At 59.9% G+C, this 17,006-nt stretch carries 16 protein-coding genes and 1 pseudogene; 6 read left to right on the top strand and 11 right to left on the bottom strand.

Annotation, left to right across the window (positions count from 1 at the left end; all coding sequences use genetic code 11):
* Nucleotides 1-3: 3 nt before the first annotated feature.
* Nucleotides 4-876 carry a 4-hydroxy-tetrahydrodipicolinate synthase gene (gene dapA, locus Q0859_RS12850; RefSeq protein ID WP_299151784.1) on the bottom strand — a complete coding sequence of 291 codons (873 nt, stop codon included), beginning with the start codon at nt 874-876 and terminating at the stop codon, nt 4-6.
* Between the two features lie 113 nt (nt 877-989).
* Between dapA and Q0859_RS12845 the strand changes: the two genes are divergently transcribed.
* Nucleotides 990-2,975 carry a lytic transglycosylase domain-containing protein gene (locus tag Q0859_RS12845; protein WP_299151782.1) on the top strand — a complete coding sequence of 662 codons (1,986 nt, stop codon included), beginning with the start codon at nt 990-992 and terminating at the stop codon, nt 2,973-2,975.
* Here Q0859_RS12845 and Q0859_RS12840 read toward each other — a convergent pair.
* Both Q0859_RS12840 and mnmD read right to left on the bottom strand, forming a co-directional pair.
* Complete coding sequence (locus Q0859_RS12840) at nt 2,949-3,818, bottom strand: DMT family transporter (RefSeq protein ID WP_299151780.1); 870 nt, start codon at nt 3,816-3,818, stop codon at nt 2,949-2,951. The two genes, Q0859_RS12845 and Q0859_RS12840, sit on opposite strands and share 27 nt — an antisense overlap.
* The gene (gene mnmD / locus Q0859_RS12835; RefSeq protein ID WP_299151777.1) at nt 3,815-4,465 is read right to left on the bottom strand and encodes a tRNA (5-methylaminomethyl-2-thiouridine)(34)-methyltransferase MnmD; all 651 of its coding nucleotides are present in this window, start codon (nt 4,463-4,465) and stop codon (nt 3,815-3,817) included. The genes Q0859_RS12840 and mnmD overlap by 4 nt, the downstream gene beginning before the upstream one ends.
* Before the next feature lie 63 nt (nt 4,466-4,528).
* Between mnmD and Q0859_RS12830 the strand changes: the two genes are divergently transcribed.
* Nucleotides 4,529-5,560 (top strand): FAD-binding oxidoreductase, encoded by a 1,032-nt coding sequence (locus Q0859_RS12830; RefSeq protein WP_299151839.1) that lies wholly within the window; start codon nt 4,529-4,531, stop codon nt 5,558-5,560.
* Here the strand turns inward: Q0859_RS12830 and Q0859_RS12825 are convergent.
* Complete coding sequence (locus Q0859_RS12825) at nt 5,557-6,279, bottom strand: acyl dehydratase (RefSeq protein WP_299151773.1); 723 nt, start codon at nt 6,277-6,279, stop codon at nt 5,557-5,559. The two genes, Q0859_RS12830 and Q0859_RS12825, sit on opposite strands and share 4 nt — an antisense overlap.
* Nucleotides 6,280-6,374: 95 nt before the next feature.
* Here Q0859_RS12825 and Q0859_RS12820 point away from each other — a divergent pair, with 95 nt between their 5' ends.
* Nucleotides 6,375-6,776, top strand: coding sequence for a VOC family protein (locus tag Q0859_RS12820; RefSeq protein WP_299151770.1), 402 nt, complete (start codon nt 6,375-6,377; stop codon nt 6,774-6,776).
* Here the strand turns inward: Q0859_RS12820 and Q0859_RS12815 are convergent.
* The 4 genes from Q0859_RS12815 to Q0859_RS12800 all read right to left on the bottom strand — a co-directional run bounded on the left by Q0859_RS12815 (nt 6,773) and on the right by Q0859_RS12800 (nt 9,852).
* The gene (locus Q0859_RS12815) at nt 6,773-7,315 is read right to left on the bottom strand and encodes an NAD(P)H-dependent oxidoreductase (RefSeq protein WP_299151768.1); all 543 of its coding nucleotides are present in this window, start codon (nt 7,313-7,315) and stop codon (nt 6,773-6,775) included. The two genes, Q0859_RS12820 and Q0859_RS12815, sit on opposite strands and share 4 nt — an antisense overlap.
* Before the next feature lie 112 nt (nt 7,316-7,427).
* Nucleotides 7,428-8,069: an OmpA family protein gene (locus Q0859_RS12810; RefSeq protein WP_299151767.1), complete on the bottom strand. Its 642-nt coding sequence runs from the start codon at nt 8,067-8,069 to the stop codon at nt 7,428-7,430.
* Nucleotides 8,070-8,208: 139 nt separating this feature from the next.
* On the bottom strand, nt 8,209-9,057 hold the full coding sequence (locus tag Q0859_RS12805; RefSeq protein WP_299151838.1) for a methylated-DNA--[protein]-cysteine S-methyltransferase: 849 nt from the start codon (nt 9,055-9,057) through the stop codon (nt 8,209-8,211).
* A gap of 123 nt (nt 9,058-9,180) precedes the next feature.
* Nucleotides 9,181-9,852, bottom strand: a complete 672-nt coding sequence (locus tag Q0859_RS12800; RefSeq protein WP_299151765.1) for a hypothetical protein — start codon at nt 9,850-9,852, stop codon at nt 9,181-9,183.
* 148 nt (nt 9,853-10,000) lie between these two features.
* Here Q0859_RS12800 and Q0859_RS12795 point away from each other — a divergent pair.
* Nucleotides 10,001-10,195, top strand: a pseudogene (locus tag Q0859_RS12795) (endonuclease III); the annotation flags it as partial.
* Between the two features lie 460 nt (nt 10,196-10,655).
* Here the strand turns inward: Q0859_RS12795 and Q0859_RS12790 are convergent.
* A complete protein-coding gene (locus Q0859_RS12790; protein WP_299151763.1) occupies nt 10,656-11,660 on the bottom strand; it encodes a transketolase C-terminal domain-containing protein in 1,005 nt (334 codons plus the stop codon).
* Between the two features lie 13 nt (nt 11,661-11,673).
* The gene (locus Q0859_RS12785; protein WP_299151762.1) at nt 11,674-12,600 is read right to left on the bottom strand and encodes a transketolase; all 927 of its coding nucleotides are present in this window, start codon (nt 12,598-12,600) and stop codon (nt 11,674-11,676) included.
* 104 nt (nt 12,601-12,704) lie between these two features.
* On the opposite strand from Q0859_RS12785, the gene Q0859_RS12780 reads away from it, so the two are divergent.
* Both Q0859_RS12780 and Q0859_RS12775 read left to right on the top strand, forming a co-directional pair.
* Nucleotides 12,705-13,763: an alcohol dehydrogenase catalytic domain-containing protein gene (locus Q0859_RS12780; protein ID WP_299151761.1), complete on the top strand. Its 1,059-nt coding sequence runs from the start codon at nt 12,705-12,707 to the stop codon at nt 13,761-13,763.
* 8 nt (nt 13,764-13,771) lie between these two features.
* A complete protein-coding gene (locus Q0859_RS12775; RefSeq protein ID WP_299151760.1) occupies nt 13,772-16,033 on the top strand; it encodes a molybdopterin-dependent oxidoreductase in 2,262 nt (753 codons plus the stop codon).
* Here the strand turns inward: Q0859_RS12775 and Q0859_RS12770 are convergent.
* Nucleotides 16,030-17,004, bottom strand: coding sequence for an ABC transporter permease (locus Q0859_RS12770; protein ID WP_299151759.1), 975 nt, complete (start codon nt 17,002-17,004; stop codon nt 16,030-16,032). The genes Q0859_RS12775 and Q0859_RS12770 overlap by 4 nt on opposite strands.
* Nucleotides 17,005-17,006: the final 2 nt, after the last annotated feature.

The raw sequence follows: 17,006 nt of genomic DNA, 5'->3' as shown, positions 1-17,006 counted from the left end.
GGTTTACATCAAGCCCGCGTGGGTCAGGCCTGCGTTGATCAATGCTTTGGTTTCATCCGCCAAGCCTGTCAGGGGCAGACGGACCTCGTCCGAACACAGGCCCAACTGTGACATCGCATATTTCGCACCGACCAAGCCCGGCTCGGTAAAGATCGCCTTGTGCAGCGGCATGACCTTGTCCTGAATCTCGAGCGCGGTGGCATAGTCCCCCGCAAGACAGGCCGCCTGCATCTGCGCAAGCAACTTGGGGGCGACGTTTGCCGTAACCGAAATACAACCCACGCCACCTTGGGCGTTGAACCCATGTGCAGTCGCATCCTCACCAGACAGCTGCACAAAGTCAGGGCCACAGGCCATGCGGGTTTCGCACACACGGGCCAGATCGCCGGTCGCGTCCTTTACCCCCACAATACGGGGCAATTTGGCCAGTTCAGCCATGGTCGTGGGCGTCATATCGACGACGGACCGGCCGGGAATGTTGTAGATGACAATCGGAATATCGGCGCAATCATGCAAGGCCGTGAAATGGGCAATCAACCCGCGTTGCGTCGGCTTGTTATAATACGGCGTCACGACCAGCGCGGCAGCCGCCCCAACTTTTTCGGCGAATTGCACAAAGCGGATCGCCTCGACCGTATTGTTGGACCCGGCCCCCGCGATCACGGGCACGCGGCCCGCAGCGGCCCTCACCACCGTGTCGATGACGGTCTCGTGCTCTTCATGGGTCAGCGTGGGGCTTTCGCCTGTGGTGCCGACGGGCACAAACCCGTTGGTCCCCTCGCCGATATGCCACTCAACCAGCTTCTTGAGCGTTTCCAGATCCAAAGCGCCGTTACGAAACGGCGTTACGAGGGCAGGCATAGAACCTTTAAACATCTCGAAGCTCCTTTTTTACGTGTGGCAGGCAAATGGCCTGGGATGAAATGCGCATATGGCAGCATCGTGAGTTGAAACCCCGCAGTCCTGTCATATGCTGCAAGGCTCTAGCCATGAGGCGTTGGGAAATGCAAGTGATGAGCCGATGTGCCTGCGCCGTAATGGCGCTTTTTCTGCTGGCTGTGACCGCTTTGGCCGAACGACCCCGCCCACTTGGTTGGGCACTGGATGCGATGCGCGCAGGCAACTGGGACACCGCCGCCGCACTTGCTGCCCGGGATGGCCCCATCGCGGCGGACGTAATCGAATGGCATCGACTGCGCACAGGCCGTGGTACCTACGCCGAGGTGCGCGCATTCCTGGGCCGGCGGCCCGATTGGCCGGGACAAGCCTATCTGCTGCGCCAATCAGAGGATGCCGTGGCCAAAGCCGGGGACGCGGCCCTGCTACGGTTCTATGACGATGCGATCCCGCAAACCGCCTCCGCCACCCTTGATTACGCCGCCGCCCTGATCAGCGCAGGTCAACGCAGCAAAGCCGAGACTGCCCTGATCCTGGCGTGGCGCACCATGCCAATGTCCGCAGCCACCCACGCGCTCTATCTGTCGCTCTACGGCGAGGTGATCCGCCCCCATCATCAGGCGCGCGCCACGGCAATGCTCTGGGATCGTCAACGCGACGACGCACGCCGGATGTTCGATCTGATCCCGGATGATCAGGCAGCACTCGGACGCGCCCGCCTTGCTCTGCAAGCTGGCAGCACCACTGTGAACGCCCTGATTGATGCGCTGCCTGCGGCGCTGCAATCGGACGCAGGCCTGTCCCACGACCGCTTTGAATGGCGTATCCGCAAGGGGCGATGGGATGATGCCAAAGACCTGCTGCTGGCAACCTCCCGCTCTGCCGACACGCTTGGCCGACCCGAGGCATGGGCGAACCGTCGCCGCGCCGTGGTGCGCGATGAAATGCGTGGCGGGGATGCCAGCCGCGCCTATCAGATGGCAGCCAACCACTTTCTGATGTTCGGGTCGAATTACGCCGATCTGGAATGGCTCGCAGGCTATATCGCGCTGCGCAAGCTTGACGATCCCGAACTGGCCCTCGGGCATTTCCAGAACCACCGGGCCGCCATCACCTCCCTCATCTCACGCGGACGCGCCGGATACTGGATCGGGCGCGCGCACGAAGCGATGGGCAGTTCCGATGCCGCCCAAGCCGCCTATGCTGATGGGGCGCAGTTTCAGACATCATTCTATGGATTGCTGGCCGCCGAACGGGGCGATCTGCCCATCGACCCACTGTTGGCCGGCACCGCCTCCGTGCCGGATTGGCGCAGCTCTGACCTCGCCGAACGGGACCTGTTCCAGGCGGGTCTGCTCCTGCAAGCCTCCGATGAGTTGGATTTGGCCGAGCGGTTCTGGACCCATCTGGCCGAAACGCTTCACCCCACTGAAACCGCTCAGCTTGGGCAAGCCGCCATTGATGCGGAGCAACCCCATCTGGCGGTGATGATCGGCAAGCAGGTGGCGCGGCGTGGGATCACATTGCACGCCCCCTATTACGCGCTACACCCACTGGCAGAGGCGGACCTGCCCATGGCCCCCGAGATGAACCTCGCCATCGCTCGGCGTGAAAGCGAATTTGATCCCAAGGTGCAATCAAGTGCAGGCGCGCGCGGTCTGATGCAGTTGATGCCTGCAACAGCCCAGGAGGTGGCGGGCAGTCTTGGGCGCAATGATGAACATTCAACAGCGCGACTGACAACCGATCCGGTCTACAACGCCGAACTCGGGTCCACCTTTCTCAGCCAGCTTGTGCCCCAGTTCGGCGGCAACGTGATCCTGATGTCCGCAGCCTATAACGCAGGCCCCAGCCGTCCGATCCGTTGGATGGGTCTCTATGGAGATCCACGCCGCCTTGGTCCGGAGTTCGACGTTATTGACTGGATTGAGCACATCCCTTTCCGCGAAACGCGCAACTACGTGATGCGGGTCACCGAAAGCCTGCCTGTCTATCGTGCACGACTCGGCAAAGACGCTCTGCCGATCCCGTTCAGCGAAGAACTCACAGGCTCAACCCTGCTGCCGTTCGCGCCATAGGGTGAACAGGCCCGCAGCCACAATGATCGCGGCACCGATCAACACGTTGATCTGCAACGCCTCGCCGAAAAGCACGATCCCGACCCCAGCGGCAAACACCATCTGAAAATAGGCGAACGGCTGCACGGCACTTGCCTCTGCCACCTCATAACAGCGGATCAGCAGCCAGTGCCCAAGCGATCCGGTCATACAAAGTGCCCCCATCCACGCCCAGTCAACACCGCTCATCGGCTCCCAGAACCACAGACCGACGCAGGTCATCGCCACCGCGCCCGTCGTGCCTGTCCAGAAAAAGCTGGTGGCCGTGCTGTCATCACGGGCGACGTACCGGGTCAGCAATCCGTACATCGCAAACATCACCGCCGAGATCAGCGGGATCACCGCCGCCGGGTTAAACACGCCCAGTCCGGGCTTGAGAATAAACAGCACACCGACAAACCCAACCCCAATCGCGGCCCATCGCCGCCAGCCCACATGCTCGCCCAGTACAGGCCCAGACAGGGCGGCCACGAGCAACGGATAGGCGGCAAAGACCGCATGGCTTTCCACGAGCCCAAGGATCGTGAAGGCACTGACCATCACGCAAATCTCAGCGGCCAGCAGCAGCCCTCGAAACCCCTGAACCACGGGCCGCTTGGTGCTGGCAGCGGCAGCGACGCCTCCGGCCTTACGCGCCGCAATGGTGATAACGAAGGCGGCGAAAAACCAGTATCGGATCATCACGACCATATAGACGTTATATTCGCTCGCCAGATGGCGCGAGATGCCGTCTTGACCTGCAAACACCACCGACACGGCGATCATCAGCGCAATCCCAAGGCGTGTGTTGTTGCCCGCACTCATCGCAAGGTCGCGACCGTCATGTGACGCTTGCGCCCAAAACCGGGAACGCGGGTGACGTCAAAGCCTGCGGCCTCCAGCCCCCGGCGCACAAACCCCGCGGCAGTGTACGTCGCGGCGGTGCCGTCGAAAGCCGTATGCGCTGCAACAGATGCCATCAGATCCGCACCCCACAATTCGGGGTTCTTGGCGGGTGAGAACCCGTCCAGAAACCACGCATCGGCCATGCCGTCCCATGCAGGCAGTGTGATGCGTGCATCGCCTTTGATGACGCGCAACTCGACCCCCTCCAAAGGTGTACCGCTCAACATCGCGTGGGCCAGCTCTGTCACCTCTGGAAACGCAGCCAGCGCGGTGCCCATATCTTTGGGGGTCATCGGAAAGGCCTCAAAACTCGTGAAACGCAGCGTACCTTTCACGCCAGCCGCGCGCCATGCAGCCCAAGTGGTCAGGAAATTCAGGCCCGTGCCAAACCCCAACTCGGCAACGTGGAACCCGTCCACAAACCGTCCCGGCAAGCCGTTGCCCTCCAGAAACACGTGCCGCGTTTCAGCCAGCCCATTGTCGAGACTGAAATACGGATCATCAAAGCGGCGCGACACTGGCACACCACCATCCCGCCAGTCCAGTTCCGCGCGCTGGTCCTGCATTGCCTGCCCCTGTAAGACGCTCCTGACGAGGCAGACATTGACCGAAAGGGCACCACCTTGGCAATCGACAAGATCACAGTGCGCGGTGCGGGTATTTTCGGGCTATCGATCGCATGGGAATTGACGCAGCGCGGCGCATCCGTGCAGGTCATCGACCCGAATGGGGCCGCCGCAGGGGCAAGCGGGGGCATCGTCGGTGCATTGGCACCGCATGTGCCCGAAAACTGGAACCCGAAAAAGCAGTTTCAGCTTGAAAGCCTGCTGATGGCCGCGGAGTTCTGGGCCAATGTTGAACGGACGGGTGGTCAAAGCGCAGGCTATGGCCGCCTGGGGCGCACCCAACCCATCGCCGATGACGCAGCCCTCGCATTGGCTCATCAACGCGCTGAAACCGCCGCAACGCTTTGGGGGGACACGGCGCAGTGGATCGTGCGACCTGTCACCGACACAAATTGGGGCGCGCACAGCCCGACAGGATACGAAATTCACGACACACTCAGCGCGCGCATTCATCCGCATCAGGCCTGTCTCACCCTTGTCGCGGCACTGGCGACAAAGAGGGTCACCGTACGACCCGATGGGCCCGATACCGCGCTCACTATCCACACCACCGGGGTTGCGGGTCTCAATGAACTCAACGCCAATCATAGCCGCATGGTGGGTGCAGGGATCAAAGGGCAAGCGGTTCTGCTGGATTATGCCATGCCGAACGCGCCGCAGCTTTTTGCGGATACGCTGCACATCATTCCACACAGCGACGGGACCACGGCCATCGGCTCCACCACCGAGCGAGAGTATGACGATCCGACCGCCACAGACGCACAACTTGACGCAATCCTGAGCCGCGCCCGCAACGCCGTGCCTGCGCTGCGCGACGCACCAGAGCTCAGGCGATGGGCCGGGCTGCGCCCCCGCAGTCGCAGCCGGGCGCCTATGATGGGCCCCTGGCCGGACAGGCCGGGGCATTTCATCGCCAATGGGGGGTTCAAGATCGGATTTGGCATGGCCCCCAAAGTCGCCCAAACGATGGCGGACCTGATCATCGAGGGGCGCAACACCATTCCTAGGGGGTTCGAGGTCGCAGCCTCGTTCTAGGCCTCGGCTACCATGCACTGCCGCCCATCCGGGCCACGCACCCATAGCGTCCGGCCTCGTCGGCACAGGGTCGCTGTTTCAAAGTCCATCAAAGGGGCAGTTGCACGGAATGAGAACTGCGTCAAAGGCCCGAACGCCTCTTCAGCCATCAGCATCAGATATTGCGCCAATAACGGGCCGTGCACGACCAAACCCGCATAGCCTTCGACGTCGCGGGCATAAGGCACATCATAGTGAATACGGTGCCCATTGAAGGTGAGCGCGGAATAGCGAAACAGCAATGTCGGATCGAAAGGCACATCGCGCGCCTCATCCTCATTGGTGTCGGCCATCGGGGAACCCGGTGTCAGGCCAGCATCTGCGCGATAAACCAAATCCTGCCATTCCAGCAGGCACACCGCGCCATCCTGCCAAATCTCATGGCGTAGGGTCACAACCGCGAGCGGGCCGCTGCGCCCCTCCTTCCGGGTAGCAGCCTCACACACCGAGCGCCGTTCAGCTGGCACACCCGCACGCAGCGGCGCATCAAATTGCAGCCGACCACCGGCCCACATGCGGCGGGGCAGGCCCATATCCGGGATCAGCCCCCCGACTTTGGGATGTCCGTCGCGGCCCAGAGTACCAGGCAGTTGAGGTGTCCAGAAATAAAGCTGATGGAAAAACGGGGGCAAGGGATCACCCGTTTGCACATCACACGGCATCCCCAACGCGGTATACATCGCGCACGCACGGGCGGGGTCCAGAACGTCACTTTGACGATATATGATAGGTCGGGCATCCTGCATTGAGAAACCATGCGCGAGGCCGCCGGAAATTGGAACAACCCACAGTCCACACACTCGACCATTTGGTGCTGACGGTCCGCGATCTTGACGCGACCTTGACCTTTTACACGGATGTGTTGGGGATGGCACATGCGCCCTTTACTATCGCAGATGGCAGCACCCGCCACGCTCTGCAATTTGGCCGGCACAAGATCAATTTACACCAGGCAGGGGCCGAATTTGAGCCCAAGGCCGTAACACCGACACCGGGCAGTGCCGATCTGTGTTTTCGGACCGAGGTGCCCCTCAGCGACTGGACGGCACATCTCAGCGCAACAAAGACCCGGATCGTTGAAGGACCTGTGATGCGCACAGGCGCAACCGGCCCGATACGCTCGCTCTATATTCGCGACCCGGATGGCAATCTGATCGAGATCAGCACATCCCTCTAACGGCGCAGCTCGGCCCGCAGTTTTTGCATCAAGTCGCCGAGCGTCCGGGCATAAATCTCGCTGGTCAAGGTGTTGTTCGCATCGAACTGGGTGTGGCATTCAGCCAGATGCACCTCGGGGCCTTGCAGGATGCGCGGATGGAAAGGGACCATGTAACCGCGCAGGATCATCTGCGCGCGCTCTCCGCCCGCGCGACCCGCGGCAGCCGACATCACGGCGAGGGGTTTGTCTGCCCACGGATTACCCGGTATGCGGCTGACCCAATCAAGCGCATTCTTGAGCGCGCCAGAGGGGCCCTTGTTGTATTCCGGCGTCGAAATCAGCACCGCATCCGCTTCGACAATCTGGCCCGCAAGGGTTTCCGCAGCTTCAGGCGGGCCATCGGCCTCCTCACTGTCACCATCATAGAGCGGCATCAGAATATCGGCCTCAACATAGGTGCAGTCACCAAACAGCCGCGCCGCCTCGCGCAAAAGCTTTCGGTTGGTCGCACCGGCCCGCAAAGAACCTGAAATGCCCAAAAGGGTTGGCGTGCTCATATGTTAAGTCCTGCTTGTTTCCAGATCCACAATCCGCGCTGAAGCCCCACAAAACAAGAGGCCCGCGATCACATCACGGGCCTTAGCGTCAAGTTACCAAGATTTTGGGTATTTATGCGTTGGGCAGGATCACAATTTCAACGCGGCGGTTCTGCGCCTTGCCCTCGGCCGTCGCATTCGTCGCGATGGGCTGGCTTTCACCGCGCCCAAAGGTGCGCACGCGGTTGAACGGGACGCCCTGATTCAGCAACACGTCCGCAACTGCATTGGCCCGGCGTTCGCTGAGTTGCTGGTTAAAGGCGGCATCGCCATCAGAGTCCGTGTGACCCACGATCTGCACTGTCGAGTCCGGGTATTGCTGCAAGCTGTCAGCCAGTGCAGCCATGTCCGCACCAAGGCTTGGGCGTACGGTAAAGCTGTTGACTGCAAACAGGATCGCCTCGGGGAAGGATACGATCAACCGATCACCTGTGTTGGTGATGGTGACATTGTTGTTCAGACTCGCCCGCAGTTCGGCCTCTTGCTGGTCGAGGTTATAGCCGATTCCGGCCCCCACTGCGCCACCCACGAGGGCACCCGCGATGGCTGTATTGCGATCACCCGCAATGGCACCGATCACCGCACCGGAGGCCGCGCCGATCGCAGCACCGGTGTTGCGTTTTTGGTTAGGGTTCACACCGCTGCCGTCTGGTTCGGTGCATGCGCCCAGTGCAATCACGGCACTCATGGCGATGGAAAGTGTAAGTTTGGTCATCAATTTATCCTACTGCCTTCGAAAACGGGCCCTGTTCGGGCAGAGCACCTCATTCCACCACAAGATAGTCCTGCACGGTTCCGACAAAATAGGGGGAAAATCACATAAGCGGCATCCCGCGCATATTATTTCATAAAGATCAGGCCTCAATCCGCGCGGATTCATAGGCCAGCAGCGCCCGTTTGACTGGTAAACCCCAATGGTAGCCGCCCAAGCCACCCGATTTGCGCAACGCCCGATGACACGGGATCAGCCAACTGACCGGATTGCGCCCAACGGCTGTGCCCACGGCGCGCACCGCCCGTGGATTGCCGATGCTGCCCGCGATTTCGGAATAGGTGGTGACATGACCCGATGGAATGCGCAGCAATGCCTCCCACACCTTGATCTGGAATGGCGCGCCGATCAGGTAAAGGGGCGCGTGGCTCAACTCTGCCTCTTCCGCCCCGAACGCCGCCAGCACCCACGGGCGCAAACGCAGCGGGTCCTCAATGAAATCCGCCTTGGGCCAGCGCGTGACAAGGTCCTCCATCGCCCAGTCCTCGCCCATTTCGGCGGCAAAGCCCAAGCCGCAGATACCCTTGTCTGTGCCCATGACGAGGGCCAACCCAAAAGGACTGTCAAACCATCCCCAATAGATCGTGAGGCCCGCGCCTCCCTTGGCAAATTCCCCGGGGCTCATCGCCTCCCATCGCAGGAACAGGTCATGCAAGCGACCCGACCCGCTCAACCCGGCCTCATGCGCCGCCTCAAGGGTGGTAAAGCGATCCGCAAGCAACGCCTTGGCATGTCCGAGGGTGAGATATTGTTGATAGCGCTTGGGGGACACACCAACCCACCGGGAAAAGACACGCTGAAAATGCGCCGGGCTCATGCCCATTTCGCCAGCCAGTGCATCAAGGCTGAGGGGATCGCCCGCAGCATCGATCAGATCAATGGCGCGACGCATGACGTTGTAGTGGTAGGCGGTATCGGGTGTGTGTTGCATATCGAGAAGGTAGGGTGTGTTACGACCAGACGCGACCCGTTTCGTGCGGATAGTATTGGGGCTGAACCACGGTTGGCGTCCGTCAGGTTTGCGGAACTTTGTTGCTGTGCGCAAGCGGAGGTTTCAATATCCGCTTCTGCCATGATGTGCTGGCGGATCAGTTTGGACAGCATCCGGATGCATGTCGATCGAACCAAGGCGTTTCAACCTGAATCCAGGCGACAGAATTGCACCGGGCGCAACGACCGAGTTGGCACCAAGCCGTACATCATCAGAGATCAACGCTCCGAATTTGTCATGGCCTGTATCGATGATATGATCCCCCCATTGGATGAGTATCCCTTTCAAACGCATCTCATTGCGATAGTTGGCGACCATGGCACCAGCTTCGATATTTGCGTGGCTGCCAATAATACTATCTCCTACGAAACTAAGATGGGCGATTTTTGAACCTTCAAACATGAACACGGTTTTGGCCTCGCACGAAGGGCCGATTATGCAATTTCGATCAAGGAACACGCCGCCTCGAAGGTACGCCCCATTTGCCACGAAACAGCTTTCACTGATAATAATTGGCCCCTTGAGAGTGGCGTTTGGCTCGACCGTCGCGGAGCGGTGGATCGCGATATCCCCGTCAATAAGATAATCGTCACCGAGACACTTGATCTGCCGGGAGATGAGTTCGCTTGCACGTGTGGTGACGTCCCAGGGAAATTCCGACGCACTGGCAAATGGAGACTTTTGCCAATCACCGATGAAGTCCTCAACTCGTACCAGAGGTTTTTTCGCAGACATGCTAAGCTATCCATCTTGAGGTCACTAAACCAATATCAGAAATTCAACGCATTGCCGAACGGTTGTAACTGTCGGCTTCTTCACCCTTCGCCGCCTCCGCGCCACCACACCTTGCCCCCCACATCAACTTCCCCCCTACCTTCCATCCATGGCCAGGCAACTCGACTATCACACGATCCGCGCGATCTTTACCCGCTTTCAGGCCGCAGACCCCGAACCCAAAGGGGAGCTGTAGCATGTGAATGTCTATACTCTCGTTGTTGCGGTCGCCCTGTCGGCCCAAGCCACTGATGCAGGGGTGAACAAGGCCACGCGGGCGCTGTTCGCGATTGCGGACACGCCGCAAACGCAATGATGATGCGTTCGGTTGCCGGATCAGAGATCAAAAGCCAGCGCCAGCGATGGATGCGCAGAACCCACAGTAACAAAGGGGTTCAGTGGATGCCCCTACGATAGGCTTTCAGATCCGTTGGGTTCCAGCACCACTTCGTGAGGGACCACCGGGGGAGGGTCATCACCGTCTTCTCCTCACCGTGAACCGCCACCGATTTCACCGGCATCGGAACGAAGACGCCCTTATCGCTTCACCGCGCCCAGTACGCGTCACCAATCACACTAGATCAGACATCTTCACCGCTTGACTCGGGGGCGGTGATGAACGCAGAACGGCCGAAATCAACGGAGCTTCATCAAGGTAGGTTCGCATTAACCCACATTGGCAGACCAGACGCAGACCTCGTCACTCTGGAGCGGTTTTGGGTCGGCATCCGGGTTCTATGACCCTTTTGCAGTTTGCGGTTCCGTCACAGCGCCTCCGCCTTGACCAATGAGTGCACATCATCGACACGCGCGGTCGCAAGATCGTCTTCCGTGATACCGAATTCCTGTCCCATCAACCCTTCGATACCCTTGACCAACGCAAGGGCGTCCAGACCATAATAGCGCATCAGGTATGGGCGCGATCCACCGTGTGCATAGGTATCTTGCAGTCCCAGCCTCACCAGTTTCTTACCCACGCCCGCATCGGCCATGGTTTCCGCTACAAGCGAGCCGATCCCACCTTCTGTCACGTGATTTTCCAGCGTCACAACCCCATGCTTGACGCTGCCGATCTGATCCAGCAGCGCTTCGGTATTGAACGGCTTGATGGTGTGCAGGTGCAGGTGACGGATCGATAGCCCCGCATTCGCAAAAGCGGCGCAGGCGCGCATGGCTTCCTCGGTGCAGATACCGGATGTCACCACAAGGATATCATCCCCTGACGACAACTCCCTCATCTCACCCACTTTGATCGGCGTGTGAAACAGGCGGGGCACCGATCCGCGCAAGACGCGGCACCACACGGGGCCATCGATGCTGTCGGCCGCCTCGCAGATGCTTTCAACTTCCGTGGCGTCGCCAGTCTCAAGAATGGTCATATTGGGGATCGATCGCATGACCGAGATGTCCTCAATGGACTGGTGCGTCATGCCGCCCGGTGTGGTGACACCCGGCAGAAAGCCCATCATACGCACCTTACGCCGAGGATATGCGATGGAAGCCATCAATTGGTCATAGGGACGGCGATACATAAAGACGCCAAAGGTGTGAATGAAAGGGCGAAACCCGGCAAGGCCAAGACCACCGGCGAAGCTCATCATATTTTGCTCGGCCATGCCAAGAGACAGAAACTGATGGGGATGTCTGTCGCGAAACCCGTCAATCTCACACGACGATGTCAGATCCGCGCTGAGGCATAAAATATCCGGGTTACCCGCAGCAAAACTTTCAAAGGCCGATGCGTAGGGGCGGTTTACCATTTCTACCATGTCTCGGGCCTCCTTAATGGGTGTAGTCAACGGGATCGACGCCAAGGTCGGCCGCAATGGATGTGTTGAAGCGTGCGCGCTCAACCTCGGACTTGAAGCGCACGTAATGCAGCCGTGGAAAGCGTTCTTCAAGAATGGACATGGTGTGGAACGGGTTGGTCCGCGCCAGAATGATCAGCGGCTTGCCATCGTGGGGCTCGTGCACCGCGTCGCGCATCGCGTTCAGGTCATGGCCATCGATTTCGACACAGGCCGCGCCAAAATTCAGGAATTTCGTGCGGATGTCGCCCACTTCCATCACTGATGACATCGCGCCATCACATTGCTGGTCGTTCACATCCATCATTGCCAGCACATTGTCGATGCCGTGATGCGCACAGGCCTGCACGGCTTCCCATGTCTGGCCCTCCTGGACCTCGCCATCGGACATGAACACCCATGTCCGTCCGGTGTCTCCGCGCAGCCGCCGCCCGTAGGCAAGGCCAGAGGCGGTCGACAAACCAATGCCAAGCGTGCCGTTGTGCACCTCCATACCGGGGCTGTGTTCCGCGCCGATCATCTCAACCGAAGAGCCGTCCTGATTGAACATCTCAAGCCCTTCAGGTGCCATGCGGCCCACCTCGATCAACGTTGCATATGCGACCAGAGCGTAATGTGCGGGCGCGATGAATAAACGGTCAAACTCAGGCGTCGAGGGGCCATTGTATCCGGCACCGGTATGGTAATCCGGGTTGCCTGGGGACGGCACGCCTTCGAAGGGTTTGGGGATCAAGGGCAGCGTTGGCGCACCAAGGTTCAGCTCTTCGTTGTAAAGCCATGCAAGCTGTTCGGCAGCCGAACAGGCTTGGCTCAGGTAGCCGCCATTGTTGCGAATGGCATGTTCGAAGACGCGGCGTCGAATGCCCAGGGCGACCTTGTCCGTCTGTCGTTCATTGCGCATCGCTCGTCTCCTTTTTCTTTACATTAGTCAATATACTGATCAAATGTATAGAGCAAGACCATTGGGCCGACAGGCCGGAATTTATGCTGTGGAGGACTGTGACCATGAAAGGCACCATGAAAGCCGTGCGATGTGAGGGCTTTGGTGGACGGCATCGGTTGGTGTCCGACCAACCCTTTCCTCAGCCGGGTCCCGGCGAGGTTCTTGTGCGCGTGGACGCCTCCGGGATATGCGCCGCCGATCGCGCCATGTGGGATGCAACAGGGCCTTGGGCGCTGAACTTTCCCTTCACGCCCGGCCATGAATTTACAGGCACCGTCGTTGAGCTTGATGCACAAGCGGCGCAGGCCACTGGATTAAAACCCGGTGACCGCGCCATTGCGGAACTGAACGTCACCACGGGCGACGATTTCTATCGCCAGCGTGGGGCGTATCATCTTACCGATCATATGCAGGTTCTGGGGGCCACGCTGGACGGCGGATGGGCGGAATACATGATTTATCCCGCAGGTGCTGTGATCCATAAGGTGCCCGATGGGCTGAGCAACAAGGCGGCTTGTTACACCGAACCTTTGGCCAATGCGATCCACGGGGTGCAGCGGGCTGATATTCAGTTTGATGATGTGGTCGTGATCTCAGGTGCCGGCCCCATCGGGATGGGTATGGTGCAGGCCGCCGCCCTGAAAACCCCGCGCAAGGTGATCCTGATCAACCCCGGTGCAGCCAAACGCGCCGCGGCTTTGACCCTTGGTGCCGATCTGGCCTTTGCACCCGACGATCCGCAATTGGCCGAAGCCCTTGGTGACCTGACGCAGGGGCGCGGGGCGGATGTTTTCCTTGAGGCGTCGGGCCAGACATCGGCCTTCGAACAGGGTTTGCAGATTGTGCGCAAAGGCGCGCGGCTGGTGGTTTTCGGCGTTTACAAATCCCCCGCCAGCATTGATCTGAACATCTTTGGTGAATTCAAGGAACTGGACATTCGCGGCGGGCATCTTGCGCCATTCACCTATGAAACAGCGCTGGATTTGATGGCGCGGGGCAAGATTGATGGCGACGCCAGCGTGACGCATGTATATCCTTTGGAGGATTTCGAGGCCGCCTTGACGCACAAACCGGAACCAGGCGAGCTTCAGATCAAAGTGATGCTCGACCCAACTTTGTGAGAGTTTCGATGAAGTATACCGCAGCCCACTGGGGCAGCTACCAGTTTGAAGTCGGTGATACGGAACTGACCCCGCTGTCGGGTGATCCTGCACCATCACGGATTGGGCGGGGCTGGGTCAGTGCGGCACGCAACAGCAATGCACGTGTCATGTCCCCGGTCGCCCGCAAGGGCTGGCTGAACGGGGACAAAGGTGCGGGGCGTTGCGACGATAGCTTTGTTGAAATTGGCTGGGATCATGCGCTTGATCTGGCCGCATCAGAATTGGACCGTGTTCGGCAAACCTATGGCAATGCGGCAATTTTCGGCGGGTCCTACGGCTGGTCAAGCGCCGGGCGTTTCCATCACGCCCAAAGCCAGATGAGGCGGCTTCTGGCACTTGCGGGTGGCTTCACATCGTCCCGCGAAACCTATTCCCACGCCACCGCCGAAGTGTTGTTCCCCCATATCATCGGCCTTTCGAACCGCGCCTTTCAGGATCAGATGACGGCAATGCCACTGGTCACCCAACACTGTGACATCGTACTCGCATTTGGCGGTATTTCCGCGCGCACAGCGCAGATCACTGCGGCTGGCACGTCCACCCACGAGGTCGGACCATGGATTGACGCACTCAAGGACAGCGGCGTGCGGGTGGTGACTATTGCGCCCGAACGGGGTGAAGCGCGCGATGACTGGATGGCGATCAGACCCGGAACAGACAGCGCGCTGATCCTCGCCCTCATTCACGAAATCTTGCGCTTGGGACGTGAGGACCGCAAGTTCCTGGAAACATACACGAGCGGTTGGGCGGAATTGGAACGCTATGTGCGCGGGCAATCGGATGGCACGCCCAAGACGCCAGAATGGGCGGCGGCGATTTGTGATCTGGATGCGACTATCATTACCACATTGGCCGCAGAGCTGGCACGTAAAAACGTCATGGTTTCAATGGCCTGGGGCATGCAGCGCGCTGATCACGGAGAGCAACCGATCTGGGCCGGGCTCGCGCTGGCCTGTGTATTGGGCCAGATCGGTCAGCCCGGCACGGGGTATGCGTTTGGCTATGGGTCGACCACGCCCGTGGGTCGCGCAGCAAAGCTGATCCCCTGGCCATCGCTGCCCGGGGTACAAAACGCCGTCCCGGATTTCATCCCGGTGGCGCGGATCGCGGACGCATTGCTGAACCCGGGCGCGCCATATGTCTACAACGGCGAAACCCGCCACTACCCTGACCTGCGTCTGGTCTGGTGGACAGGTGGCAATCCGTTTCATCACCATCAGGATCTGTTTCGGCTTGAACGGGCATGGTGCCGGCCTGAAACGGTGATCGTAAACGAGCACAGCTGGACGGCTACGGCGCGCCGGGCCGATCTTGTACTGCCAGCCACGACACCTCTGGAACGCGACGACATTATGATGAACCGCCGCGATCCAACGCTGCTGTATATGAGCGCAATGTTCGAACCCTTGGGCAAGGCCCGCGATGATCATACGATTTTCGTCGGCGTGGCAGAACGGCTGGGCCTGCAAGAAGCCTTCACCGAAGGACGCGACACCGATGGTTGGCTGCGCCACATTTGGGCGCAATCCCAAGAGGTGGCACAGGCGCACGGCTTTGCCTTGCCCGATTTTGAAACCTTCCGGAATACGGGTCGGTTTGATTTGCCCGATGCGGTCGAAGAACGGATCGCGTTCAAGCGTTTCGTGGGGGCCCCTGACGCTCATAAACTGGCCACCGAAAGTGGCAAGATCACCCTGTTCAACGAAACGATCGCAGCCATGGGTCTGCCTGACTGCCCCGGCCATCCGGCGTGGTTGGCCCCCGTTGAAGGCGCGCACCTGAAACCGGGTGAATTCCATCTGATTTCTGGCCAACCCGCGACGCGTCTGCACTCACAAAACGATATGGGACGCGAGGCGCAGGCCGCCAAGAGACAGGGGCGCGAGGTGTGCGCGCTGCATCCCGAGGCCGCGGCGACGTTGGGGGTACGGGACGGCGATCTGATAAAACTGACCAGCCCGCGCGGTGCGTGCCTATGCGCGGCTGAACTTCGCGATGATCTTCGTGCGGATTGCCTTTCCCTGCCGACCGGCGCGTGGTTTGACCCCCAGACCATCAACGGTGAGACAATCGATGTACATGGCAATCCGAACGTGCTGACGATTGATCAGGGATGTTCATCCTTAAGCCAGGGGAATATCGCACATACCTGTGTTGTAAGGGCCGAAAAATGGGATGGCCCGGTCCCCGCCATGCGGGTCACGCGGCCCCCAACGATAGAAACCTAACCGTTGCGCGCCTTGCGTTGGGCCACCGCCAGCGCGAGTGCCGAAACAAGGATAATCCCCTGCAACGCATCCTTGGTGTTGAAGTTCAATCCCATCAGGTTCAGCCCGTTGGCCACCATCCCAAGAAACAGTACCCCCATCACCGTCCCCGGAATATTGGGACGCCCGCGTGAATGCAGTGCCGCACCGATAAACACGGCCGCGATGGCGTCCAGCAGATAGGAAAACCCGGACAGCGGCGTGAACATCCGAATGTTGGCTGCGGCGATCAGACCCGCAATCGCGCAGGTGGCCGCGGCTGCGACAAAGCACAGGATCAGGATGCGGTTCACACGGATGCCTGCGACCACGGCAGCCGATCGCTGCATCCCCATCGCATGGATGCGCCGCCCCCAGATCGACCGCTCAAGCACGATAAAGTAGATGACCACCAGCACAAAGGCGATCACGGCCTCGGTCGGGACCCCGAATACATCGCCAAGTGCGAGGTTGCGAAATTCTTCGGGCATGCGGCGGTGCGAGATCGGGCCGCCTCCGTTGGTAAAGATCCGCTGCACCGAGGAGCCGATGAAAAACGTGCTCAGCGTCGCCAGAAACGGGCTGATCTTCAGCCCAACGACCAGCAACGCATTAAACAGCCCCACAATCGAGCCACCGATAACCCCCGCGCAGGCCGCACCGAACCAGTCAAGGCCGTAGGACTTCATCGCGACAACGGCAAAAGCTGCTCCGAAATCAAGCGCGATCCCGATGCTCAGATCAATGCCGCCGGTCGCCACGATCAATGTCATTCCCAGGGCCAGGATCATCAATACCGCCGAACCTTCGACGATATTCATCAGGTTCCCGCCCTGCACAAAAACAGGGTTCCAAAATGCAAAGAGCGCAAAGAACGCCGCAAAGACGATCAGAAAGCCGAAACGCAGGATGATATTGATAAGCAGATTTGTCGGGGCAGACGCGTCGGACATGG

The sequence above is a fragment of the uncultured Tateyamaria sp. genome, assembly GCF_947497045.1.
GTDB lineage: Bacteria > Pseudomonadota > Alphaproteobacteria > Rhodobacterales > Rhodobacteraceae > Tateyamaria.
This window is presented reverse-complemented; position numbering and strand designations above follow the sequence as displayed.